This window comes from Neobacillus sedimentimangrovi, assembly GCF_010614825.1.
GTDB classification, from domain to species: Bacteria; Bacillota; Bacilli; order Bacillales; family Cytobacillaceae; genus Neobacillus; species Neobacillus thermocopriae.
On record NZ_JAAFZF010000010.1, the window covers coordinates 17,124 to 40,602 of the forward strand.

The 23,479-nt window shown below is 40.1% G+C and carries 24 protein-coding genes, 2 pseudogenes and 1 other annotated feature; of the genes and pseudogenes, 23 read left to right on the forward strand and 3 right to left on the reverse strand.

The genetic code is table 11. The features are described from left to right. The 11 genes from minD to pheA all read left to right on the forward strand — a co-directional run bounded on the left by minD (position 1) and on the right by pheA (position 8,932). Positions 1-804 (forward strand): septum site-determining protein MinD, encoded by an 804-nt coding sequence (gene minD / locus GZA11_RS05705; RefSeq protein WP_038536497.1) that lies wholly within the window; start codon positions 1-3, stop codon positions 802-804. A 110-nt stretch (positions 805-914) separates the two neighbouring features. Continuing rightward, entirely contained in the window at positions 915-1,694 is a 780-nt protein-coding gene (locus GZA11_RS05710; RefSeq protein ID WP_038536495.1) for a M23 family metallopeptidase, read from the forward strand. Beyond that, positions 1,687-2,553, forward strand: a complete 867-nt coding sequence (locus tag GZA11_RS05715) for a site-2 protease family protein (RefSeq protein WP_163183183.1) — start codon at positions 1,687-1,689, stop codon at positions 2,551-2,553. Before GZA11_RS05710 ends, GZA11_RS05715 begins: the two co-directional genes overlap by 8 nt. Positions 2,554-2,647: 94 nt before the next feature. Continuing rightward, entirely contained in the window at positions 2,648-4,093 is a 1,446-nt protein-coding gene (locus tag GZA11_RS05720) for an Rne/Rng family ribonuclease (protein WP_163183184.1), read from the forward strand. A 53-nt stretch (positions 4,094-4,146) separates the two neighbouring features. Further along, positions 4,147-4,227, forward strand: a sequence feature (ribosomal protein L21 leader region). A 13-nt stretch (positions 4,228-4,240) separates the two neighbouring features. Beyond that, complete coding sequence (gene rplU, locus GZA11_RS05725) at positions 4,241-4,549, forward strand: 50S ribosomal protein L21 (protein WP_038536490.1); 309 nt, start codon at positions 4,241-4,243, stop codon at positions 4,547-4,549. A gap of 17 nt (positions 4,550-4,566) precedes the next feature. Then, positions 4,567-4,908: a ribosomal-processing cysteine protease Prp gene (locus GZA11_RS05730; RefSeq protein ID WP_038536488.1), complete on the forward strand. Its 342-nt coding sequence runs from the start codon at positions 4,567-4,569 to the stop codon at positions 4,906-4,908. Continuing rightward, complete coding sequence (rpmA, locus tag GZA11_RS05735) at positions 4,909-5,202, forward strand: 50S ribosomal protein L27 (RefSeq protein ID WP_038536486.1); 294 nt, start codon at positions 4,909-4,911, stop codon at positions 5,200-5,202. A gap of 198 nt (positions 5,203-5,400) precedes the next feature. Then, the gene (locus GZA11_RS05740) at positions 5,401-5,940 is read left to right on the forward strand and encodes a sporulation initiation phosphotransferase B (RefSeq protein ID WP_038536484.1); all 540 of its coding nucleotides are present in this window, start codon (positions 5,401-5,403) and stop codon (positions 5,938-5,940) included. 77 nt (positions 5,941-6,017) lie between these two features. After that, positions 6,018-7,307, forward strand: a complete 1,290-nt coding sequence (gene obgE / locus GZA11_RS05745; RefSeq protein ID WP_038536481.1) for a GTPase ObgE — start codon at positions 6,018-6,020, stop codon at positions 7,305-7,307. A gap of 30 nt (positions 7,308-7,337) precedes the next feature. Further along, the gene (locus tag GZA11_RS05750) at positions 7,338-7,787 is read left to right on the forward strand and encodes an ACT domain-containing protein (protein WP_200878222.1); all 450 of its coding nucleotides are present in this window, start codon (positions 7,338-7,340) and stop codon (positions 7,785-7,787) included. A 287-nt stretch (positions 7,788-8,074) separates the two neighbouring features. Continuing rightward, entirely contained in the window at positions 8,075-8,932 is an 858-nt protein-coding gene (gene pheA, locus GZA11_RS05755; RefSeq protein ID WP_163183185.1) for a prephenate dehydratase, read from the forward strand. A 129-nt stretch (positions 8,933-9,061) separates the two neighbouring features. Here pheA and GZA11_RS05760 read toward each other — a convergent pair whose 3' ends face one another. Both GZA11_RS05760 and GZA11_RS05765 read right to left on the reverse strand, forming a co-directional pair. Then, on the reverse strand, positions 9,062-9,601 hold the full coding sequence (locus GZA11_RS05760; protein WP_038536475.1) for a transcription repressor NadR: 540 nt from the start codon (positions 9,599-9,601) through the stop codon (positions 9,062-9,064). Positions 9,602-9,654: 53 nt separating this feature from the next. Continuing rightward, positions 9,655-10,803: an IscS subfamily cysteine desulfurase gene (locus GZA11_RS05765; RefSeq protein ID WP_163183186.1), complete on the reverse strand. Its 1,149-nt coding sequence runs from the start codon at positions 10,801-10,803 to the stop codon at positions 9,655-9,657. A 101-nt stretch (positions 10,804-10,904) separates the two neighbouring features. Here GZA11_RS05765 and nadB point away from each other — a divergent pair, with 101 nt between their 5' ends. From nadB to safA, 4 genes and pseudogenes are all read left to right on the forward strand, one after another. Next, the gene (gene nadB, locus GZA11_RS05770; protein ID WP_163183187.1) at positions 10,905-12,482 is read left to right on the forward strand and encodes an L-aspartate oxidase; all 1,578 of its coding nucleotides are present in this window, start codon (positions 10,905-10,907) and stop codon (positions 12,480-12,482) included. After that, a complete protein-coding gene (gene nadC, locus GZA11_RS05775; protein ID WP_038536470.1) occupies positions 12,451-13,299 on the forward strand; it encodes a carboxylating nicotinate-nucleotide diphosphorylase in 849 nt (282 codons plus the stop codon). Before nadB ends, nadC begins: the two co-directional genes overlap by 32 nt. Before the next feature lies 1 nt (position 13,300). Then, positions 13,301-14,404 carry a quinolinate synthase NadA gene (gene nadA, locus GZA11_RS05780; RefSeq protein WP_163183188.1) on the forward strand — a complete coding sequence of 368 codons (1,104 nt, stop codon included), beginning with the start codon at positions 13,301-13,303 and terminating at the stop codon, positions 14,402-14,404. Between the two features lie 159 nt (positions 14,405-14,563). Further along, positions 14,564-14,728 (forward strand): annotated as a pseudogene (gene safA / locus GZA11_RS17030) (SafA/ExsA family spore coat assembly protein); the annotation flags it as partial. Between the two features lie 167 nt (positions 14,729-14,895). On the opposite strand, the pseudogene GZA11_RS17035 reads toward safA, so the two are convergent. Continuing rightward, positions 14,896-15,165 (reverse strand): annotated as a pseudogene (locus GZA11_RS17035) (pentapeptide repeat-containing protein); the annotation flags it as partial. 1,358 nt (positions 15,166-16,523) lie between these two features. Here GZA11_RS17035 and GZA11_RS05790 point away from each other — a divergent pair. The 8 genes from GZA11_RS05790 to tgt all read left to right on the forward strand — a co-directional run bounded on the left by GZA11_RS05790 (position 16,524) and on the right by tgt (position 23,471). Further along, a complete protein-coding gene (locus tag GZA11_RS05790) occupies positions 16,524-17,501 on the forward strand; it encodes an aminoglycoside phosphotransferase family protein (protein ID WP_038541826.1) in 978 nt (325 codons plus the stop codon). Between the two features lie 89 nt (positions 17,502-17,590). Next, the gene (locus tag GZA11_RS05795; RefSeq protein WP_081905060.1) at positions 17,591-18,277 is read left to right on the forward strand and encodes a YhcN/YlaJ family sporulation lipoprotein; all 687 of its coding nucleotides are present in this window, start codon (positions 17,591-17,593) and stop codon (positions 18,275-18,277) included. A 318-nt stretch (positions 18,278-18,595) separates the two neighbouring features. Beyond that, positions 18,596-19,132, forward strand: a complete 537-nt coding sequence (locus GZA11_RS05800; protein ID WP_038536466.1) for a BofC C-terminal domain-containing protein — start codon at positions 18,596-18,598, stop codon at positions 19,130-19,132. A gap of 164 nt (positions 19,133-19,296) precedes the next feature. Further along, on the forward strand, positions 19,297-19,908 hold the full coding sequence (ruvA, locus tag GZA11_RS05805) for a Holliday junction branch migration protein RuvA (RefSeq protein WP_038536463.1): 612 nt from the start codon (positions 19,297-19,299) through the stop codon (positions 19,906-19,908). Between the two features lie 8 nt (positions 19,909-19,916). Then, positions 19,917-20,918: a Holliday junction branch migration DNA helicase RuvB gene (gene ruvB / locus GZA11_RS05810; RefSeq protein ID WP_038536460.1), complete on the forward strand. Its 1,002-nt coding sequence runs from the start codon at positions 19,917-19,919 to the stop codon at positions 20,916-20,918. Between the two features lie 44 nt (positions 20,919-20,962). Further along, the gene (locus GZA11_RS05815) at positions 20,963-21,169 is read left to right on the forward strand and encodes a DUF2905 domain-containing protein (RefSeq protein ID WP_038536457.1); all 207 of its coding nucleotides are present in this window, start codon (positions 20,963-20,965) and stop codon (positions 21,167-21,169) included. A gap of 17 nt (positions 21,170-21,186) precedes the next feature. Beyond that, positions 21,187-22,215 carry a tRNA preQ1(34) S-adenosylmethionine ribosyltransferase-isomerase QueA gene (gene queA, locus GZA11_RS05820; protein ID WP_038536455.1) on the forward strand — a complete coding sequence of 343 codons (1,029 nt, stop codon included), beginning with the start codon at positions 21,187-21,189 and terminating at the stop codon, positions 22,213-22,215. A gap of 116 nt (positions 22,216-22,331) precedes the next feature. Further along, entirely contained in the window at positions 22,332-23,471 is a 1,140-nt protein-coding gene (gene tgt / locus GZA11_RS05825; RefSeq protein ID WP_038536453.1) for a tRNA guanosine(34) transglycosylase Tgt, read from the forward strand. Positions 23,472-23,479 lie beyond the last annotated feature (8 nt).

Below are 23,479 nucleotides of genomic sequence, written 5' to 3' on the forward strand. Positions count from 1 at the left end.
GTGGGAGAAGCAATAGTAATTACATCCGGGAAGGGCGGCGTTGGTAAAACAACAACTTCTGCGAATATTGGTACCGCTCTAGCTCTTCAGGGCAAAAAAGTATGCTTAGTAGATACTGACATCGGCCTTCGAAACTTAGATGTCGTTATGGGGCTTGAGAATAGGATTATTTATGACCTAGTTGATGTGATAGAAAAAAGATGCAAAACTCATCAAGCATTGGTTAAAGATAAGCGCTTTGACGGACTTTTGTACTTGCTTCCCGCAGCCCAAACGGTAGATAAATCTGCAGTAAATGCTGAGCAAATGAAAGAGTTAATTGAAGAATTAAAGCAAGACTATGATTATGTTATTATCGATTGCCCTGCTGGTATAGAACAGGGGTATAAGAATGCAGTTTCTGGGGCGGATAAGGCCATTGTTGTCACAACACCTGAAGTATCTGCTGTCCGGGATGCTGATCGAATCATCGGCCTTCTTGAAAAAGAAAAACATATGGAGCCACCAAAACTAATTGTTAATCGTATTCGCAATCATATGATGAAGAGCGGAGATATGCTTGATCTTGATGAAATTACTCAACACTTGTCCATCGAATTAATTGGAATTGTTGCGGACGATGAAGAGGTTATTAGAGCCTCCAATCACGGTGAACCTATTGCATTAAATCCAAACAGCAAGGCATCCATTGCTTATCGTAATATTGCACGCCGAATTCTTGGTGAATCAATCCCGCTTCAATCATTGGAAAACCAAAATCAAGGTGTGTTTTCAAAATTGAAGAAATTTTTTGGAGTACGATAAACGAATTAGCCTGTTCACTTTATTTGTGGACAGGCCTTTTTCGTATGGAAGTCATACTTTGTCCACCCCGTTCATAAACTTGTACAAACTGTGTGAAAAGGGATGATGGTATGGCTCGGTCTACACCGGAAGAAATAAGGCGTCGAATTGCCAAAAGAAAAAAGGCAAAAGGAACAGCCTCCACAAGTTCAGACAGCCAAATGTTTTGGCCTGATTACGATGAAAAATATGAATTCAATTATGTTCCTCCTTCGGCTGGAGGAGATGATGATGGACACCCCTTATTTAAAAAAGAAGTATTCTTTTTCAAAATTCTTGCCTCGATATTGCTGTTTCTTGTAGTAGCCATCTTGTTTCGTAATCAATCTGAACGTTTAGAGCCAGTGAGGGACGTCATACTCCAAACGATGAATGAGGATTTTAAATTTGCGGCAGTAGCGGAGTGGTACGAAGAAAGATTTGGTAAGCCACTTGCCTTGCTGCCTTTTAATGAGGAAAAGATTTCTGCCGAAAAGGAAGAAAATCAAAAAGGAGCAGTACCGGTATCAGGAAAAATTCTTGAAAATTTTGAGAAAAACGGCCAGGGAATAATGATTGAGACAATAAAAGGATCACCTGTTCATTCCATTAAGGGTGGAATGGTAGAATTTGTTGGGGTAAAAGAGGGGCTTGGTGAAACGGTGATCATTCAGCATGGGGACAAGACCGAAACATGGTATGCAAATCTGGAAAATATCAAGGTAAAACCATATGAATATATTGAAAAGAACACAGAGATTGGTACGGTATCAGATTTAAAAGGGGAAGACAAAACAAAAGGTCAATATTATTTTGCAGTCAAAAAAGGTGATGAATTCATCGACCCGATCCAGGTGATCCGCCTTGAATAAAGCCATTGAGTTGCTTCGTCATGTTCATATACATCCACTGTTATGGATTGTTTTAGGCCTTGCTGTTGTCACAGCGCACTTTGTGGAAGCTTGTTTACTTCTTGCAATCATTTTTATCCATGAGATGGGGCATGCTGCTGCGGCTTCTTTTTTTTCTTGGAGAATCAAAAAAATCACCCTTTTGCCATTTGGTGGCGTTGTCGAAATGGATGAGCATGGGAATCGCCCGTTAAAGGAAGAGGCTATTGTCGTTTTGGCCGGACCACTCCAACATGTATGGCTCGTGGCGATCTCCTACGGTTTAGTTACGTTAAACGTAATGTCGGGGGAATTATTTCAGCTTTTTCTTCAATATAATTTGATGATTTTTATTTTTAATTTGTTTCCAGTTTGGCCGCTTGACGGTGGCAAGTTAGTCTTATTACTACTTTCATTAAAATTCCCCTTTTTAAATGCCCACCAGTTGACACTTATAATCTCGATCATTAGCTTATGCTTGTTTTCGTTATTAGTGTTATTAACTGCACCGGCACATATCAATGTTTGGATCGTTATCGGCTTTTTATCGTTTTCCCTCAATTATGAGTGGAAACAACGACGCTATATTTTTATGCGATTTTTACTGGAAAGATACTATGGCAAAAAATCAAACCCGTCTGCCCTTTTCCCTATCGAGGCAAATGAACAGGATTTGTTGATCCATGTATTGGAAAAATTTCAGCGTGACTGTAAGCATCCAATCATTGTTGAGACAGATGAAAGAGAAAAACGGGTATTGGATGAAAATGAATTACTGCATGCCTTTTTTACAGAGAAACGGCTGACAGACAAAATAGGTGATCTTCTCTTTTTATATTAATTGGTTATAATGGAGATAAAAGCGGAAGCGCTCAGACTAGGGGGCTGAAGCTGGAAAGTGATCATCGTTATTTTATTAAAGTGAGGCCGGCAGTTTGGAAACATTAATCATAAACTATCATTCAACCGAAAAAAGATTTGCCTACCTGCGCAATAACCGAGTAGAAAAGATTGTATTTGACCGGCCAGAAGAACGTTCTCTGGTCGGTAATATTTATTATGGGACGGTAACAAAGGTTTTGCCTGGAATGAATGCGGTTTTCATCGATATTGGAGAAGAAAAAAATGCGTATTTGCATCGTAACCAGATCCCCTCTTACACATTAGCAAAAGAAAAAGGAGGCAATATTTCTTCGTTCGTCCACCAAGGGGAAAAATTGCTCGTACAGGTCGAAAAGGATGCCACTGGTACAAAAGGCCCGAAAGTAACAGGAATTATAGAGATCCAAGGACAAAATCTAATTTATCTACCTAAAGGTCAATATGTGGCAGTATCGAAAAAAATTGCAGATGAATCGAAAAAAACAGCCCTTCGCAACTTGGGAGGACGTTTAAAAACAGAAGAGGAAGGGTTGATTTTTCGAACATCTTCTTTGACGTGTACAGAAGAAGAAATTCAAAAAGAAATCGATCAATTGCGCATTACCTATCAGGATATACTGCATAAAGCAGGCCATTTAAAAAAGCCAGGTGTACTCGTTCAAAAAGACAGTTTTACCGAAATGATTATTAACCAAGTGTTACGTATGTCCTCTGGGGAAGTGATTGTCGATGACTTGTCCATAAAGAAATTACTTGAGGAGAAAAATGCGCGGGTTACATGTAGCTATTATAATGGAAAAGAAAATATTTTTTCGACACACCGAATAGAGCATGAAATCAATAAAGCATTAAAAAGGATTGTCTGGTTAGATCATGGAGCCTATTTGATTTTTGATGAAACAGAGGCATTAACGATCATTGATGTCAATACCGGGAAATTTTCGGGCAAAGCGGATTATCAGGAAACCGTCGTTAGAACGAATCAGCTTGCTGCTCGTGAAATTGTACGTCAACTTCGTCTTCGTGACATCGGTGGAATAGTTTTAATTGATTTTATTGATATGAGCCGTGAAAAGGACAAGCAGCTCATCCTAGACACAATGGCAGCCGAATTGAAAAAAGATGAAAAGCAGACAAAACTGATCGGGTTTACTCCTCTTGGCATTCTTCAACTAACAAGAAAGAAAACGAAAATCACTTTATCTGAAGCCATGCAGGAAAAATGCCCAGTTTGCGAAGGCACCGGACGAATACTAAGCGCAGAGACTGTCGCTTTCCGCCTTGAACGCGAGCTATTGGAACACCGTCATTCTGAATTTGAAGCTGTTTTAGTGGAAACTACCGAAGAAGTGAGGACGGCATTATCGTCCCATAAAGACTTTTTAGAACAATCACTTCAACTAAAAGTATATTTCTTGACTAAGCCTTCTACCCATCACTATTATATCTTGAAACAATTTGGCGATGAGCGGGAAATATCCCAAAAAACATTCGATTAATATTGACATGATTTCTTATAACATGTTAAGATTGTAACGTTATGTTTGTAGCACCTGTGCTACAACCGCACAGACCAGGTTTTAAGATTTATGCCTAGCATAAACGCCTGTGTTTGGCGAGTCTGAGTTTATAAGGAGGTGCAGTTCATGTACGCAATTATCGAAACTGGCGGTAAGCAACTTAAAGTCGAAGAAGGCCAAGCAATCTACATTGAAAAATTAAATGCAGAAGCTGGCGATACAGTTACTTTTGACAAGGTTCTTTTCGTTGGCGGTGAAACTGTAAAGGTAGGAAACCCTGTTGTTGAAGGTGCTACTGTTACAGCGAAAGTTGAAAAACAAGGCCGTCAAAAGAAAATTATCGTTTTCAAGTACAAAGCGAAGAAAAACCAACGTAAAAAGCAAGGTCATCGTCAACCTTACACTAAAGTTGTTATCGAAAAAATCAACGCGTAAGGTAATGGGTTTTATAGATGATCAACGTTACGTTTTATCGGACGGAGTCCCATTCGATTCATTCGTTTGTCATTAGTGGTCATGCCTTTTTTGCCGAGCGGGGCAAGGACATTGTTTGTGCAGGTGTATCTGCTGTGTCCATCGGTACAATCAATGCTGTTCATGCCTTGACTGGTGTGACTCCAGAGATTGAACAAGGCGATGGCTTTCTCCGCTGTGTTCTTCCGAAAGACCTTTCGGAAAACATCCAAGAGAAAGTACAGCTTCTTCTCGAGGGTATGATAGTTTCCTTACAGACGATTGAAGAAGAGTATGGTGAGCACATGAAAATAACCTTCAAAAAGCAGGAGGTGGAATAAATGCTATTAAAATTGGATCTTCAGCTGTTTGCATCTAAAAAGGGAGTAGGTTCTACAAAGAACGGACGTGACTCTATCGCGAAGCGTCTTGGTGCGAAGCGTGCAGATGGTCAGTTCGTTACTGGTGGTTCTATTCTTTATCGTCAACGCGGTACAAAGATTTATCCAGGTGTAAACGTTGGCCGTGGTGGCGACGATACTCTATTTGCTAAGATCGACGGCGTGGTTAAGTTTGAGCGCGTAGGTCGTGATCGTAAGAGAGTAAGTGTTTATCCTGTAGCTCAAGAAGCTTAAGTTGATTGAAAACTCTAACCAAGCTGGTTAGGGTTTTCTTTTTCTGTGATAAAGGAAAAAACTTCCACTAATGCAAGAGTGAATATTTCATAAATGGAGCATTTACCCCTGTAATTATATAAAATTGCTTACTATAGGTTGTTTTTTTGATATACTATCAGCAAACAGTTTTCCGATAATAAATTGGGAGAGTACGGTATGGAGAAAGAATGGGATATGATCGAGATTTTGCGGCACTCGAGGCATGACTGGTTAAACAAGCTGCAGCTCATTAAGGGAAACTTAGATTTAAATCGAATTGAACGGGCAAAAGAAGTCATTAATCAGATTGTGATCGAAGCCCAGCATGAGACGAAGCTCTCAAATTTACCAATGCCGCAATTTGTTACTTTATTGCTGCGAACGAATTGGGAAAACCGCTCCTTTCAACTTGAATACGAGATTTTTGAAGATCCAGAATACATAACTGTAAATGATAAAGCCCTAACGGATTGGACCAGCTCTTTTTTTACTTGTTTGGATCAATCGGTAGAGGTTTTTCAGGAAAACCATTTATCCATCACGATTGAACCGCAATCTGATGGAATTCGTTTCTTTTTTGACTTTAGCGGGATAATAATAAATAGAAAATTGATTGAACAATTCCTTGATCAAACATATGTACCGGATATGGAACTTGAGATCAAAGAATTCACCGAAAATGAACTCACATTAGAGTCCTTTCTACCAGCTTTATAGGCTGGGATATTAAGGCTTTCGAGTCTCTCATTGCAATCATCAGTTATTTTTCCATCCAGACAGGAGGATGAAAGAAAATGTTTGTCGATCAAGTGAAAATTTATGTGAAAGGCGGCGACGGAGGAAATGGGATGGTCGCGTTCCGCCGTGAAAAATATGTCCCAAAGGGAGGTCCTGCTGGAGGTGACGGCGGGAAAGGTGCGGACGTCGTATTTGAAGTGGATGAAGGATTACGGACGTTAATGGATTTCCGTTATCAACGCCATTTTAAAGCACCTCGCGGAGAGCATGGCATGTCCAAGGGCCAGCATGGCCGAGGAGCGAAGGATATGATTGTTAAAGTACCTCCTGGGACAGTTGTTATGGACGCAGAAACAAAAGAGGTTATTGCTGACTTGGTAGAACATGGTCAAAGGGCCGTAATTGCTAAAGGAGGTCGCGGTGGACGAGGAAATATCCGCTTTGCCACACCTGCTAATCCAGCACCAGAAATCGCTGAAAATGGGGAACCAGGTCAGGAGCGGGATGTAATTTTAGAACTAAAATTACTGGCGGATGTCGGACTAGTTGGTTTCCCTAGTGTTGGTAAATCAACCCTATTGTCAGTCGTATCTTCCGCTCGCCCAAAAATTGCTGAGTATCACTTCACTACCATTGTTCCAAACCTAGGCGTGGTAGAAACTGAAGATGGGAGAAGCTTCGTTATGGCCGATCTTCCAGGATTGATTGAAGGGGCACATGCAGGTGTCGGCCTAGGACATCAGTTTTTACGACATATTGAACGGACAAGGGTCATAGTTCATGTTATTGATATGGCTGCCATGGAGGGTAGAGATCCTTACGAGGATTTCTTGACGATTAACCGAGAATTAAAGGAATACAATCTTCGCTTGACGGAGCGCCCGCAAATCATTGTAGCAAATAAGATGGATATGCCAGAGGCAGAAGAGAATTTAAAAAAATTTAAAGAAAAACTTCAAGATGATTATATGATTTTTCCAATTTCTGCAATTTCGAGAAAAGGTTTGCGTGAGCTATTGTTTGCCATTGCTGATAAAATAGAAGAAACGCCGGAATTTCCACTTCAGCATGAAGAGGAAGAATCGGGCGTTCACCGTGTGGTATACAAACATGAGACAGAAACGGAACCATTTACTATTACTCGCGATCCGGACGGCTCTTTTGTTCTTTCTGGTGAAAAATTAGAAAAATTATTCAAAATGACCGATTTTTCAAGAGATGAATCAGTGCGTCGTTTTGCCCGCCAGCTTCGAGGACTTGGAGTGGACGACGCTTTAAGACAAAGAGGGGCAAAAGACGGGGATATTGTAAAGCTGTTAGATTTTGAATTTGAATTTATTGAATAATGCAGGTTCCCTAAGGGTAGGTAGATAAGAATGGATCACACTGAGAAAAAATTTTATTTGGTCCGTGAGGATGTCTTATCCGAAGCAATGAAAAAAACGATTGAAGCTAAGGATTTACTCGAGCGAGGCAAAGCCGAGTCAATTGGAGAAGCAGTTCAAAAGGTTGATTTAAGTAGAAGTGCATTTTATAAATATAGGGACACTGTTTTTTCTTTTTCCGCGGTTACGAAGGAACGGATCATCTCGTTATTTTTCCATTTGGAGGATCGCTCGGGTACCCTATCAAAATTGTTAAGTGTGGTTGCTTTATCAGGCTGCAATATCTTAACAATACACCAAACGATTCCGCTCCAGGGCCGAGCGAACGTAACTCTTTCTTTAAATACGGCAGGAATGACCAATGATATTGATGATTTACTTTCGGAACTGAGAAAACTTGAATTTGTTGAAAAGGTAGAAGTGCTGGGAACAGGCGCATAGTGGACATTTATCCACTTGTGAAGGCTCTCAGCTTTCTTTTTAACGATCAGAAAGATTTTTTCGATTCGCGAATGGTTAGTACAAGTGCCCTGTCGGTAGGATGCCTCCCTATGATTTATAACGAATTACCTCTAGTTCTTCGTTTTTTCTTTATCATTCAGTAGGAGCTCCATAAGGGAGGGTCGATCGTAAAAGCATTAGCTATACACCGTTACAGGGGCACTAGTACTTTTTTGTTTATTTATTTCTGAAAATTTATTTAATTATGGCAAAGGGAGTAGAGAGTTTTGAATGTAGGTTATTTAGGACCAAAGGCAACATTTACAGAATTAGCAGTCAAAAAGGTATTTTCGGGATTTACTCCGTTCCCTTTTCAAACGATTCCAGAGTGTATGGATGCAGTAGTGGAGGGACAAGTGGATTTAGCCGTCGTTCCATTAGAAAATGCTTTAGAGGGTTCGGTTAATATTACCCTTGATTATTTAACACATGTGGTACAAATTCCTATTGTCGGAGAGGTTACTCTTCCTATTAAGCAGCATTTGATGGTGCATCCCGAAAATGCGGAGAACTGGCAACAGGTGTCAAGGGTGTATAGCCATTCCCATGCGATTGCTCAGTGCTATAAATTTTTACATCATCATCTAAAAGGAGTGCCGTTTGAAAGTGTGTCTTCTACCGCGGCAGCTGCACAGCTGGTCAAGGAAACACCGATGCAAAATATTGCGGCCATTGCCAATGAATTGGCTGCAGAAGAGTATGGACTTTCCATTGTCAAAAGAAATATTCATGATTTCGATCATAACCATACTCGGTTTGTAATATTGGCAACTCAAAAGAATTTTGATTTTGCGGCTTTAAGTGGGTCCACACATTGGAAAACGACGTTAATGGTGACACTTCCTTCTAATCAGGCTGGTGCGCTTCATCAGGTGCTTTCTGCATTTGCTTGGAGGAAACTGGACCTTTCGAAAATCGAATCAAGGCCAATGAAAACTGGTATCGGAAATTACTTTTTTATTATTGATCTGGAAATGAAACTGGATGAAGTGTTAATTCCTGGAGCGATTGCTGAACTGGAAGCACTTGGATGTGGTGTCAAGGTACTCGGAAGTTACCCCTCAGTGAATATCGGATTAGATTAAGAATTTGGGAAAATCAATTGTATGTATAATAAACTAAAATCCGGTAAACAAAATTGTACAAATGCAAATTTTGAAGCATAAAAAGGGGGCATACAGACGTCGAAAATACGACTTTCTGGACTGCCCCTTTTAAGATTCCAATAATATGCCGGCTTCCTTAAGTGCAGTTTCAGCCTTATCTAAAACCGACTTATTGCTTGCTGTGATTGTATGAAGATGTACCCCTCCTGTTAATTCAGACAATAAGGAAGCATTTGTTTTCCTGAGTTTTTCCAAAAACTGCTTAACCTCCTGCCTATTTGAAACCATTATGGAAGCAGTAAGATCTCCATAGACGGCATGTTCAATTTTGACATCCTTCACCGTCACTCCATGATCGACAAGAATATTCAGCTCATTTTCAGCTTCATTTGGTGTATGGCGACAGGCAATCGTTTTTTCATATACGAGAGTACCGTTGTTTTGTTTCAAGTACATATACCCCTGGCTTGTGGCAATGATCGGCTCATTTTTTGCCTTCAGCAGTGTAATGTCACCTACAATAACTTGTCTACTTACATTTGTCCTAGAAGCCAGGTCACTTCCTGTAAGCGGGGTGTCGCTCTCCTTTAATAGTTGTAATAGGAAGGCTCTTCTTTCCTCCCCTAAAATTTTCTTTTGCTCTGTCATATAACTCCTCCTAGAACATCTCTGTTATCCTATTCTAACATACATACTGCTTATTAAATAACTACTGAGCCTGGATAATTCTCCACAATTCTGACAATACCATTTGCTAATTTCTTAACATCTTCCTCTGTTGTCATCTGACCAAAAGAAATACGAATAAATTCTTTTGCTTCATTCCTATCTAACCCTAATGCTTTAGTTATCATTGCTGGCGACTGCATCCCAACATGGCAAGCACTTCCTGTCGAAATTTCAAATCCTAAACGATTGCATTCCAACATGATCCATTGCCCCTCAATCCCAGTAACACTCATGCCCAGGATACTAGGAAGCTGATGATTTATAGGGGCCTGGTAAATCTTTACCCGATCTATAATTGGCTCCAGTGCTGTAATAAAGGAGTTTCGTAATTGTATAAATCGGTCATAATCTGATTGAGCTCTTTCGAAAATTTTTTGAGCAGCAACCGTCATTGCCGCAATTCCAGGAACATTTACTGTGCCAGGACGGAATCCTTTTTCATGTGAGGTTCCGGGAAAAAATGGTTTCCAGTCAATGAACGGATCGATGTAAACCCCACCAATACCCTTTGGACCATAAATTTTATGCCCCGAAAAAGAAAAACTGCTTACATATGGCACAATGGAACTTAAATTGATTTTTCCGAATGACTGGACCGCGTCACAATGCAAAAATATATTATGGTTCCGGCAAATTTCTCCGATTTCTTGGATAGGCTGTATGGTACCGATCTCTGAATTTACATGCTGAACGATGGCCAAAACGGTTTCTGGTTGAATGGATTTTTGAAAAACTTCAGGATCAATCAATCCGCTTGAAGTATAAGGTAAATACGTAATTTCATACCCTAGCTCTTTCAACCGTCTTAGAGTTCCATGAATAGAATAATGTTCAGCCATCCCAGCTATGATATGTTTTCCTTTCTTTTTTTCAGAAGATAATAACGCTTCTATTGCTAAAAAATTTCCTTCAGAACCGCCACTAGTAAAATAAAGACTTTGTTTGCGAACCCCTAAAAGTCGGGCTAATTCTGCGCGGCAGTTTTCCAGGATGTCAGCAGCTTGGCCACCTCTATCGTGAAGACTATTGGAATTTCCAAAGAATTCTGTTGAAACCTTTACATATACCTCGGTACAATCCTTATCTAAAGGGGTTGTAGCAGCATAATCAAAATAGACCATATCCATTCTCCAATACTATTTTTCTATTAACCTCTTGTTTTTAGTTTAATTATGTGTAAATATATATGTCAAGACACCTGTAAATTCAGGAGGGCCTACACATGATAAAGGCTGATGTAATCATTATCGGTAGTGGGGTAGCTGCTTTACAGCTAGCTGTTTATTTGAATGAGGATAAAAATGTGAGACTTCTCACAAAATCAAAACTAAGAAGATCGAATTCATACTTGGCTCAAGGTGGGATTGCAGCCGCCATCGGAGTGAATGACCATCCGTCAAAGCACTTAACTGATACGTTGGAGGCAGGCCGGTTCCACAATCAACTTGAAGCTGCTAAACAAATCATATTTGAAGCACCATCATTGATTCAGGATATTTCCGGAAAAGGAAATGTGTTTGATAAGGACTCAAAAGGTGAGCTCTCTTTAGGGATGGAAGGTGCACATAGAGAACACAGGATTGTCCATTCGGGTGGAGATGCAACAGGGAAAAATTTGAGTGAATATTTAATTGAAAAACTTCCGCCAAATTTGAAAGTAGAAGAGGATAGTTTTGCCTATGAATTAGTTTTAAATAGTGAGGGAACCCGTTGCATTGGTGTCAAAGTAAAACGGCAGGACGAAAGCCAGGAGATTTATTATGGGAATCATATTATCTTGGCTAGCGGTGGTTGTGGTCAATTGTACAAATATTCTTCCAATGCCAAAACAGTAACTGGGGATGGGATCGCCTTGGCTTATCTGGCAGGGGCTGAGATCATTGATATGGAGTTTATACAATTCCACCCGACGCTTTTGTTTGTGAATGGAGACACAAAAGGACTTATATCAGAGGCCGTAAGAGGAGAAGGAGCAATCCTAGTGGATGAGAATGGTACACTTATTATGGAAGGTGTCCATCCATTTAAAGACCTTGCTCCGAGGCATATTGTTTCACAAACCATCCACGAATATGTAAAAAAAGGCAGTCAGGTTTATTTGGATATTACTAGTATAAAAAATTTTAAGGATAGGTTCCCACAAATAACGGAACTTTGTGAAAAACATGAAGTGGATTTGACAAAAGGAAAGATTCCAATTGTACCAGGTAGTCATTTCTTGATGGGCGGGATTAAAACCGATTTGATTGGCCGTACGTCGATACCGGGATTATATGCAATCGGGGAAGCTGCTTGTACGGGGTTACATGGTGCCAACCGACTTGCTAGTAATTCGTTGTTAGAAGGATTATATCAAGGGAAAAAATTAGCAGAATGGTTGAATACAGTACAACAAGATCCTATTGAGATTGAGGTTCCTAATCATAAAAAAGGCTGTCAATGGTCACGTAAATTGCCGGACATCCAGGAAATACAAGATTTAATGATGGAACGGGTCGGAATCGTCCGTAGCGAAATGTCTTTGAAAAAACAGAAAAAGTGGCTAGAACAATTCAAACTTGAAGAAATTAGCTCCCTTGATCATTATTCAATTTCTGAATTAACCAAGATTTTTATGTTAATAACTGCCAACCTCATAACTGAAGCGGCGTTAAAGAGGACGGAAAGCCGTGGCGGTCATTACCGCATTGATTTTCCGGCAGAAGATAATGAAAGGTGGTTAAGGAAATCAATTATTCAGCAACAAAAACGGGAAATGGAGAAACGCTATGAACAAATTGAAACTGCGCTCACTACTTGAAAGTTTTTTTATTGAAGACATTGGCGACCAAGATATGACGACAGATTTAATTTTTTCAGACAATACGAGGGGGGAAATTGTTTTTCTAGCAAAGGATAATGGGATTTTTTGTGGTGAAGAAATTATTCATACTGGATTTCAGCTATTAAATTCGGAAATCCAAACGGTAGTACTTGTAAAAGACGGCACACCAATTGAAAATGGCCAGCATATTGCCCGCGTATCGGGGAAAATTAGCGACTTGCTTAAAGGTGAAAGAGTGGTACTAAATCTAATCCAGCGAATGAGCGGCATTGCGACATTAACCCATAGGGCAGTGCAAACTCTTAATAGTGATTTTACTAAAATTTGTGATACGAGAAAAACAACTCCAGGCTTGCGGATGCTTGAAAAGTATGCGGTTCGCTGTGGGGGTGGATATAATCATCGCTTTGGTTTATATGATGGGGTAATGATCAAAGATAACCATATTTCCTTCGCTGGTTCAATTCGCCATGCTGTAGAAACTGTTCGAAAACAGGTAGGCCATATGGTGAAAGTGGAAGTAGAAGTTGAAACGGAGAAACAAACGATTGAAGCAGTACAAGCAGGTGTGGATGTGATCATGTTTGATAACCGGACACCGGATGAAATAAAGGAATTAATCAAATTGGTACCACCAGAAATTATTACCGAGGCATCAGGCGGTATTCAATTAAATAACTTAGCGAATTACCGCGACACCGGGGTAAATTACATTTCACTAGGATTTTTAACTCATTCCTATCAAGCATTGGATATAAGTGTAAAAGTTTTGTGGGAGAAAGGAGAGGAATAGTATGAGCTTGTTGGCAACTTTACAAACCAATAAGATGATTCCTGAAAGATACAAGCAAATGTCACAAAAAAAGCTGGAGGAGCGGGTGGCAGAAGTTAAGGAAAAGCTGGGCAAGCGACTTTATATCCCTGGTCATCACTATCAAAAGGATGAAGTCATCCAGTTTGCTGATGCAACGGGAGATTCATTAAAGCTGGCACAATTGTCTGCTGAAAACAAGGATGCTGAATTTATTGTTTTTTGCGGCGTTCATTTTATGGCAGAAACCGCTGATATATTAACCAGTCAGAATCAAAAGGTTTTCTTGCCTGATATGCGTGCAGGCTGTTCGATGGCAGATATGGCTAATATCCAGCAAACAGAAAGAGCATGGAAAAAACTGCAGGAGATTTTTGGAGACACCATTCTTCCTTTAACTTATGTCAATTCAACAGCTTCTATTAAAGCGTTCGTTGGTTCTCATGGCGGTGCGACGGTAACTTCATCCAATGCAGAAAAAATGGTTACTTGGGCATTCGAACAGAAAGAACGCATACTATTTTTACCTGATCAGCATTTAGGTAGAAATACGGCAGTCAATTTGGGTGTTAGTTTAGATGAAATGGCCATATGGAATCCAATCGAGGACAACCTTGAATATGAGGGAGATATTTCACGGGTTAAAGTGATTCTTTGGAAAGGGCATTGTTCCGTACATGAAAACTTTACCGTCCAAAATGTGTATGATACCCGCCGTAAATATCCGGAGATGAAAATCATTGTCCATCCAGAATGCCGCAGGGAGGTTGTAGAATTAGCAGATCTGTCGGGGTCAACCAGTTATATTATTAATGCCATTGAGAAAGCAGAGCCTGGTTCTTCTTGGGCTATAGGGACGGAGATGAATTTGGTTAACAGACTAATCAAAAATCATCCTGATAAACATATTATTTCATTAAATCCACATATGTGCCCATGTTTAACGATGAATCGGATTGACCTCCCGCATTTAGTTTGGTGTCTGGATTCCATCGAGGAAGGCAACGTACAAAATAGGATCCAGGTAAGTCAAGATATTGCTCGTGATGCAAAATTAGCTCTAGATCGGATGCTTCGAATTTCATAATGAATGATTGCAAAAAGATGTAATCATTTTGATTACATCTATTTTTGTATATAACGACAGGACTAGTCTTTTCCTCCCTAGCCCATACATAATTTTTTAATAAAAAGCATAAGTTTTTATGAAGATTGTTAGCACTTTGCCCATTTCAACATAGACTATATGGACTTATTCCATAGGAGGGAAATCAGAGTGAAGATCCATATCGTACAGAAAGGGGATACTCTTTGGAAGATCGCCAAGAAGTACGGCGTGAATTTTGAGGAGCTGAAAAAGATGAATACACAGCTCAGTAACCCTGATATGATTATGCCCGGTATGAAAATAAAAATCCCAACATCAGGTGGATCGATAAAAAAAGAAAGCCATGTTGGTGCTAATCCGGGTGTAGGAGGGAAAAAAGAAATTCCACTTTCGGAGTACTTTAAGGCTAAAGAAAAGCCAGTAAAAGAAGTACCGACGAAAGAAGCGCCAATTAAAATGGCACCGATCAAAGAAACGCCCAAAAAAGAAGTTCCAATAAAGGAAGTACCGAAAAAAGAAATACCAATGAAAGAGGAACCAAAAAAGGAAGCACCAATAAAAGAAATGCCAACTAAAGAGGTTCCAGCAAAGGAAGTGCCTAAAAAGGAAGCTCCTATTAAGGAGACTCCAAGTAAAGAGGCACCAATAGAAAAAGAACAACCTATCTTAAAGGAAACACCAAAAGAACCGTATACCCCAAAAATGCCCCTAAAAATCGCACCAGAAATAGATATAAGCAATTATTATACAATGAATATGCAGAAAATGAAGGTAGAACAACCGAATATACTCCCTGAAGTTAATGATGTGCCAATGAAAGAAAATCCGGTACCATCTCCGCCGCCAATGATGGAGGCTCCTGCAGAAATGCCAATGCAAGAACAATGTGTCCCTGTTACACCAGTTATGCCTGGGTCTGGTTTTTGTCCTCCATTTGGTGTTTTTCCGATCGTAGGCCATTTTTCAAATCAACATGGCCATATGATGCCAATGGGTCCAGGATATGTACCGGGTTCCCCAGCAGGAGAAATGCCACTGGCTGGAACCCAGGCTGGAGCACCTTCAATGGGTGGAACATCAAATCAGCCTAATATGGATGATGAATCTTCCGCATTTATGCCTCAATTACCAGAAATGAATCCCGGATATAATCCTGGAGCAGTGATGGGAGCGCAAACGCAAGATTCTCAACCAGCAATGCCATATATAGATCCATCCACTTATGGCCAAATGCCAGCGGGATATGGCCAAATGCCAGCGGGATATGGCCAAATGCCAGCGGGATATGGCCAAATGCCAGCGGGATATGGCCAAATGCCAGCGGGATATGGTCAAATGCCAGCGGGATATGGTCAAATGCCAGGAGGATATGGCCAAATGCCAGGAGGATATGGCCAAATGCCAGGAGGATATGGCCAAATGCCAGGAGGGTATGGCCAAATGCCAGCGGGATATGGCCAAATGCCAGGAGGATATGGCCAAATGCCAGGAGGATATGGCCAAATGCCAGGAGGATATGATCAAATGCCAGAAGGCTATGATCAAATGCCAGGAGGATATGACCAAATGTCAGGAGGATATGGCCAAATGCCAGGAGGATATGATCAAATGCCAGGAGGCTATGATCAAATGCCAGGAGGATATGGCCAAATGCCAGGAGGGTATGGCCAAATGCCAGGAGGGTATGGCCAAATGCCAGGGGGATATGACCAAATGCAGGCGGGATATGGCCAAATGCCAGGGGGATATGACCAAATGCAGGCAGGATATGGCCAAATGCCAGCGGGGGATGGTCAAATGCCTTATGAATTTCCACAAATGATGGGACATATGGGACTGGGTTCAACTGAAGGAGGAATGCAGCAAATGATGCAGATGAGCCAGCCTTCACAAGGGATGTCGGTAGGCTCAGGTGCAGGTGGTGACTGCGGATGTGGCAGCAGGAATCCAATGGAGACACAATCGGATCTACAGCAACAAAATTTTGTACCACCAACCCCTCCTATTTATAGCGCACCATTAACAGGATTTGATCATACAATTCAGCCTCCTTTTATGAATCCTTATGGCATGGGACCAATGGGATCAGGTTTTGAAGATGAAAGCAGTTAATAGGGATTACAAGGGAGACGATGCTTATTATGATCGTCTCTTCTCTTATTTAAAAACGAAATTTCTAACGGATAACCTGCAATTAAAACCCATTCGAAAGGATGTCTTCCTTTTAAAGTCCCAAAAAATGACCTGCATTTTAAAAGGATATCGGTCAGATCATAAATTAAAAGTTCATGATGCTTTTACATCTACCCTAAGAAAAGAAGGATTTTTCCACACATACAAATTTTTAAATCCTCCGGGCGGAGAACTGCTTACATTCGAAGGTACTTATTTTGCTTGTATAGAGTATATTTCCCCTAATGAAATAGCGTTTACGTATCAAACTTTCCAAAATCGGAAAGAGGCTTTAAAACTCCTGGAAGAATTTCATCAAATTACCTCTAATTTTGAAGCTCGCTATCGAACTTTACTACCAAAAGCGGAGCTATTAGGAAAATGGATAGAAAGATACAAGATTTTTATAAATAATCTTCCAACGATTTGTTTTTTTATAAAAGAACCGTATATTTCAGAAATAATATCGTGGGCAAGTTGGTCACTAAGTCATTTAGAAAAAAATCAAAATCTGCTTGAACAACAAGCTAAAGTCATTTTACATGGAGATGTTGCTCACCATAATTTTTTACGTGATGAAAGTGGCCGATTATTTTTAATTGATTTTGACCTCATTCAAATAGGGCCACCTGCTTATGACTATTTGCAAATGGCTAACAGATTTTTACCACACTTAAATTGGTCTTTTGAGCGACTTTCTAAATATAAACAAATAAGGAAATATATAATGAATCGGGCGTTTTTATATGCTTTGGCTTACCCTGCTGATATTTTTCGAGAATGGAATCGAATTATTAGAGAAAAAACATATTCTGATCCAAATAAATTAAAATATGTTATTGAATTATCTATCGGGCAATTTAATATCAGGAAACAATTTATTGAGCAATTAAAAAATATTTAGAGGACATACAAGAATGAAACCCCCACAAAAATACCAACCTAAATTTGAGCATAAAAAAATGCTCAGGATGATGTAAGGGGGTTAGTTGCTTGAATAAAAAGCAGTGGATGATTCCTTTTTCTGTTCTTGCACTTATGGGAGCAGCGGGTTGTGCCAATAATACTGACCAAAGTGCTTATAATAATGGTCATAAAAACTCAATAGGTCCGGTAGGGTATTACTCAAATGAAAATCATCCTGATAACAACTATAGGATTATTAGAGATAATGATGGTGCTTTACCGGAATTAATGGATCACACTATTGGGGAAGAGGACCAGGAAATTAATGAAACTAGACGACGAAATCTGCAGGAAAAAGACGAAAATGGACATCCGAAAAATCCATCCACCCCATTAGCCAAGACCGATAGAAATTTTTTTCAGCGGGATAACCGTTTTAGTAGAAGTGATGCGAATTATCATGGCCATTTAAATAAACCAATTGGTACCGGTTCTGTAACGAAGCCAGGATATCAGGAGGATGTAACTGATCAAATTCGTAGCCGGGTTAGAAGGATTGACAATGTACGGAGTATTAGATCTGTAGCTTATGGTAATACTGTCGAGATTTCAGTAAAATTATTTGATAATCGCAAGGCAGCTGAAACGAAAAGAGATATAAAAAATGCGGTAAGAACTTTAACAAACGGCAGACCAGTAAATGTGATAATCGATGAAGGGACTCTGGGACGTGATCGTAATATCAATAATGAAGTACGCCAGCCAGAGCCTTAATAATTAAAAGGGGCTGTCTAAAAAGTCCATTTAAGAGAAAAATGAACCCAAATTAAAAACCCAAGAATGTTGATTTAACAGCATTCTTGGGTTTTGCTTTTATAAAGATTTCGGCTGAAATACCACTTTCCGGACAGCCCCTTTTAATGTGCGCCCGGCATGGTATTTTCTATTTGGTTCAACTTTAATTTAGTCAAAGATGAGAAGTTCGCGGTATTCCTCTTCCTATTCAATTTTCTATGGAGGATAAAAATAGAAATGAAGGCTAAACTAATAGTGGTTAAATTGTTTATTATTTACAAGTAAGAGGTGAATAGCATGAGGTTCAACAGAAAGTCAGCTTCTCGATGTAGTTTGGCTGTCGTATTAGTGCTTTCTTTAGTATTTGGATTGGAAAGGACTAAAACAATGGCTCAATTAGATAAGCAGCCACAGTCAAAAAAGGAACCTCTGCAAATGACAGTTATTTTAGAACGAGAATATTTAGATGGAGAAGTAAGTCAAGAAGTTGTGAAAGAGACAGTTTGGTCCAAGGAAAAATTTTGGGCAAAGTACGATCAGTGGAAAGTGATAAGTAGCGACGAGAAGGCGGTAGTATTTCGCAAACAAATAGATGATATATCCCCATTATTAAAGGCCAATGGATATTTTGGCATTACGGATGATGGGGTGTTAACGATTTTCAATGGAAGGCCTGATCGGTCTAGAATTATCCAATCATTTTTTCAAATTGATGTAAAAAAGCTGGAATTTAAAACCCAAAAAGAACTTCTAGAAGGAATTCCTATAAAAAATAAAGACCGGTATGTGGAGGTTTTAGAGACTTTTAAGCCATATTCGCTGAAAAGAGAATGATTATTGATAAAACAGTCTGGTTTTAATTGAATCAGCCTGTTTTTTTTATGAGATAAGAAAGTATTTTTTCTAGCAGCGATTTTCTTCATCTACTTTTCAATTGTATGTTAGAATGAGGTCATGCGCCCAAAAGGGGCAGCAGGAAAATAGGGGAGAGAGTCGTCTTGTTTGAATTTATTAAAGGAACTATCGAGTTTGTCGGGCCGGAATATATTGTAATTGAAAACAATGGAATTGGTTATCAAATATCCACTCCAAATCCGTTTATCTATTCTGGCAAAATGAACACGATGGTGACTGTTTATACGTATCATTACGTCCGAGAAGACATAATGGCTTTATACGGATTTGAGACACGAGAAGAAAAACGTCTATTTACAAAGCTATTAAATGTCTCGGGGATTGGTCCAAAAGGTGCGCTTGCGATTCTTGCTTCGGGTGAAGTACAGCAGGTGGTTCATGCGATAGAAAATGAAGATGAAAGCTTTTTGGTCAAATTTCCAGGAGTCGGTAAAAAAACCGCACGGCAAATGATTCTGGATTTGAAGGGGAAACTCCAGGATATTGTTCCCGATTATTTCCCGAACCTCTTTAATGCTGATAAACTTCCAGTACATACAGAAACGCACAACACGGCATTGGAAGAGGCTATTCTTGCATTGAAAGCCCTTGGTTATTCCGATAAAGAAATTAAAAAGATTTCACCTGAATTAAGAAAAGAACAGCTGTCCACAGACCAATACATTAAAAAGGCCCTGCAGCGGCTTTTGAAATAGGTGATAAAATGGAAGACCGTATCATATCAAGTGAAGTAAATGAGAGTGAGATCAGCTTTGAACAAAGCCTGAGACCTCAAACATTAAAACAATATATCGGTCAGGAACAGGTGAAGGGTAATTTAGAAATTTTTATTAAAGCGGCCAAGCTTCGGGAGGAAACGTTAGACCATGTGCTTCTTTACGGTCCCCCGGGGCTAGGGAAAACAACGCTTGCAGTAATTATTGCCAACGAAATGAATGTAAATATACGTACAACCTCGGGACCAGCCATTGAAAGGCCAGGTGATTTAGCTGCGATTTTGACAGCCCTTGAACCGGGGGATGTATTGTTTATTGATGAAATACACCGTCTGTCCCGTTCTATTGAAGAAGTATTGTATCCGGCGATGGAGGACTTTTGTCTTGATATTGTGATCGGGAAAGGGCCCACAGCCCGGTCCGTTAGACTGGATTTACCGCCATTTACATTGGTTGGTGCTACAACAAGGGCAGGGGCTTTGTCGGCACCATTTAGGGACCGATTTGGAGTTTTGGGACGTCTCGAGTATTATAAGGAAGAAGAACTAAAAAATATTGTCAAACGAACGGCAGAATTGTTTGAAACCGAAATAGATGATGAATCTGCCGCAGAAATTGCCCGGAGATCTAGGGGAACCCCAAGGATTGCCAATCGCTTGCTTAGAAGAGTGAGGGATTTTGCCCAAGTAAAGGGTGACGGGGAGATTTGTTTGGCACTAGCTAAAGAAGCCCTTGAACTGCTTCAGGTGGATAGTATGGGATTAGATCATATTGACCATAAATTATTAAAAGGAATGATTGAAAAATTCCGAGGTGGACCGGTCGGACTTGATACAATCGCAGCATCCATTGGAGAAGAAGCTGAAACGATTGAAGATGTCTATGAGCCGTATTTACTGCAAATTGGGTTTCTTCAGCGGACACCAAGGGGAAGAATAGTTACCCCAAAAGTGTATCAGCATTTCGGCATGGAGATTCCGGGTCCCTAATGGGGCCGAATAACGATACCATTTTGACATGGAGGTGAAAGAACGTGACAGGCCTTTCAAAAACACTTATGATTATCGGTGCAATTATTTTTTTGATTGGTTTACTCATGCCATTTATTAACCTTGGAAAACTGCCGGGTGATATTGTCATTAAAAAAGGGAATACTACTTTTTATTTCCCTATTGTCACTTCCATTGTCTTAAGTATTGTTTTATCATTGATATTCTATTTTATTGGACGATTCCGTTAATGTAAGGTGTGTTTTACGTGAAGGTAGACTTATTTGATTTTCATTTGCCTGAAGAATTAATTGCTCAAGTTCCGCTAAAAAATCGGATGGATAGCCGATTAATGGTATTGGATAAAAAAACAGGCGAAATTAAGCATGAAGTATTTAAAAATATTACCGAATATTTGCGTGAAGGGGACTGCCTTGTTTTAAACGATACAAAGGTTCTTCCTGCACGCCTTTTTGGGGTAAAAAAGGATACAGGAGCCAAAATTGAAGTGTTGCTATTAAAGCAACTGGAAGAAGATCAGTGGGAAACACTGGTGAAACCTGCGAAGCGCGTGAAGGTAGGTACAGAAATTGAATTCGGCGATGGCCTACTGAAGGCGATTTGTACAGGAACCTCTGATCATGGAGGCCGCGTTTTCAAATTTACCTATGAGGGTATTTTTTATGAAGTTCTTGACCAGCTTGGCGAAATGCCTCTTCCACCATATATTAAGGAACAGCTAGATGACCGAGAACGGTATCAAACGGTGTATGCTCGTGAACCTGGTTCAGCTGCAGCCCCGACAGCAGGGCTTCATTTTACAGAGGAGCTTTTAAATGAGGTCAGGGAGAAAGGTGTTCATATCGCCTTTATCACTTTACATGTTGGGCTGGGAACGTTTCGGCCTGTTAGTGTGGACGATGTCCAAGACCATGAGATGCATGCCGAATTTTATATGGTTACTGAAGGGACTGCGAGACTCCTAAATGAGGTAAGAAACAATGGCGGCCGAATTATTTCTGTTGGAACCACCTCCACTCGGACGTTGGAAACCATCGCTTCTGCAAATAATGGCCGCTTTGTTGAAGGAAGTGGCTGGACGAATATATTTATTTATCCTGGCTATGAATTTAAGGCGATAGATGGAATGATTACTAATTTCCATTTACCTAAATCCACCCTCATCATGCTTGTCAGTGCTTTGGCAGGGCGGGAGAATGTATTGAATGCTTATCATACTGCTGTCGAACAACGCTATCGCTTTTTTAGTTTTGGCGATGCGATGTTGATCATTTAGTGGAAAAGAAGCGGAGCGCTGCACAGAGGAATGTTTTTAGGTATTGGAAACTATAAAAAATATACACTCCTTTTGCATCGCTCTGCTCACACTGCTTTTAGGAAGGAGAAAGTAATTTGACTGCGATTCGCTACGAATTAATTAAAACATGTAAACAAACGGGGGCACGGCTCGGCAAAGTGCATACCCCACATGGATCATTTGATACACCCGCATTTATGCCGGTTGGAACACTTGCAACTGTTAAAACTATGTCTCCTGAAGATCTGAAGGAGATGGGGGCCGGTATAATTTTAAGTAATACATATCATTTGTGGCTCCGTCCCGGTCATGATATTATCAAGGAAGCAGGTGGACTACATAAATTTATGAATTGGGACCGGGCCATTTTAACCGATTCTGGTGGGTTCCAGGTATTTAGTTTAAGTGAATTCCGTAAAATTGAAGAAGAAGGGGTTCACTTCCGTAACCACCTTAGTGGGGAAAAATTATTTCTATCACCGGAAAAGGCCATGGAAATTCAAAATGCTCTAGGTTCCGACATCATGATGGCTTTTGATGAGTGCCCGCCATATCCGGCTACATTTGAATACATGAAAAAATCGGTGGAACGCACCTCAAGGTGGGCGGAGCGCTGTCTAAAGGCGCATCAACGTCCGAATGAACAAGGATTATTTGGTATTGTTCAAGGCGGCGAATATGAGGAACTTAGGAAGCAAAGTGCCCAGGATTTAATTTCTCTTGATTTTCCAGGGTATGCCGTAGGTGGATTATCTGTTGGTGAACCAAAAGATGTAATGAATCGTGTGCTTGAATTTACGACACCGCTCTTGCCAGCCAATAAGCCGCGTTATTTAATGGGTGTCGGCTCTCCTGATTCACTCATTGATGGGGCAATTCGTGGTATTGATATGTTTGACTGCGTATTGCCGACAAGGATTGCTAGAAATGGTACTTTAATGACAAGCAAGGGTCGTCTTGTTGTCAAAAATGCCCAATATGCAAGAGATTACGGTCCACTTGATCCAGCATGTGATTGTTATACATGTCGTAATTACAGCAGAGCTTATATAAGACATTTAATTCGTTGTAATGAGACCTTTGGAATTAGATTAACTTCTTATCATAATCTATATTTTCTGTTAAGATTAATGGAGAAAGTCAGACAAGCCATTAGAGAAGACAGGCTTGGTGATTTCCGAGAAGAATTTTTTGAGCAATATGGTTTTAACAAACCAAATGCGAAAAATTTCTGATAGATGTT

Coding starts and splice junctions, on each gene's coding strand:
- GZA11_RS05710 (WP_038536495.1), top strand. CDS start 915: ATGGCTCGGTCTACACCGGAAGAAATAAGGCGTCGAATTGCCAAAAGA.
- rplU (WP_038536490.1), top strand. CDS start 4,241: ATGTACGCAATTATCGAAACTGGCGGTAAGCAACTTAAAGTCGAAGAA.
- GZA11_RS05730 (WP_038536488.1), top strand. CDS start 4,567: ATGATCAACGTTACGTTTTATCGGACGGAGTCCCATTCGATTCATTCG.
- rpmA (WP_038536486.1), top strand. CDS start 4,909: ATGCTATTAAAATTGGATCTTCAGCTGTTTGCATCTAAAAAGGGAGTA.
- GZA11_RS05740 (WP_038536484.1), top strand. CDS start 5,401: ATGGAGAAAGAATGGGATATGATCGAGATTTTGCGGCACTCGAGGCAT.
- obgE (WP_038536481.1), top strand. CDS start 6,018: ATGTTTGTCGATCAAGTGAAAATTTATGTGAAAGGCGGCGACGGAGGA.
- GZA11_RS05750 (WP_200878222.1), top strand. CDS start 7,338: ATGGATCACACTGAGAAAAAATTTTATTTGGTCCGTGAGGATGTCTTA.
- GZA11_RS05760 (WP_038536475.1), bottom strand. CDS start 9,601: ATGACAGAGCAAAAGAAAATTTTAGGGGAGGAAAGAAGAGCCTTCCTA.
- GZA11_RS05765 (WP_163183186.1), bottom strand. CDS start 10,803: ATGGTCTATTTTGATTATGCTGCTACAACCCCTTTAGATAAGGATTGT.
- nadB (WP_163183187.1), top strand. CDS start 10,905: ATGATAAAGGCTGATGTAATCATTATCGGTAGTGGGGTAGCTGCTTTA.
- nadC (WP_038536470.1), top strand. CDS start 12,451: ATGAACAAATTGAAACTGCGCTCACTACTTGAAAGTTTTTTTATTGAA.
- nadA (WP_163183188.1), top strand. CDS start 13,301: ATGAGCTTGTTGGCAACTTTACAAACCAATAAGATGATTCCTGAAAGA.
- GZA11_RS05790 (WP_038541826.1), top strand. CDS start 16,524: ATGAAAGCAGTTAATAGGGATTACAAGGGAGACGATGCTTATTATGAT.
- GZA11_RS05800 (WP_038536466.1), top strand. CDS start 18,596: ATGAGGTTCAACAGAAAGTCAGCTTCTCGATGTAGTTTGGCTGTCGTA.
- ruvB (WP_038536460.1), top strand. CDS start 19,917: ATGGAAGACCGTATCATATCAAGTGAAGTAAATGAGAGTGAGATCAGC.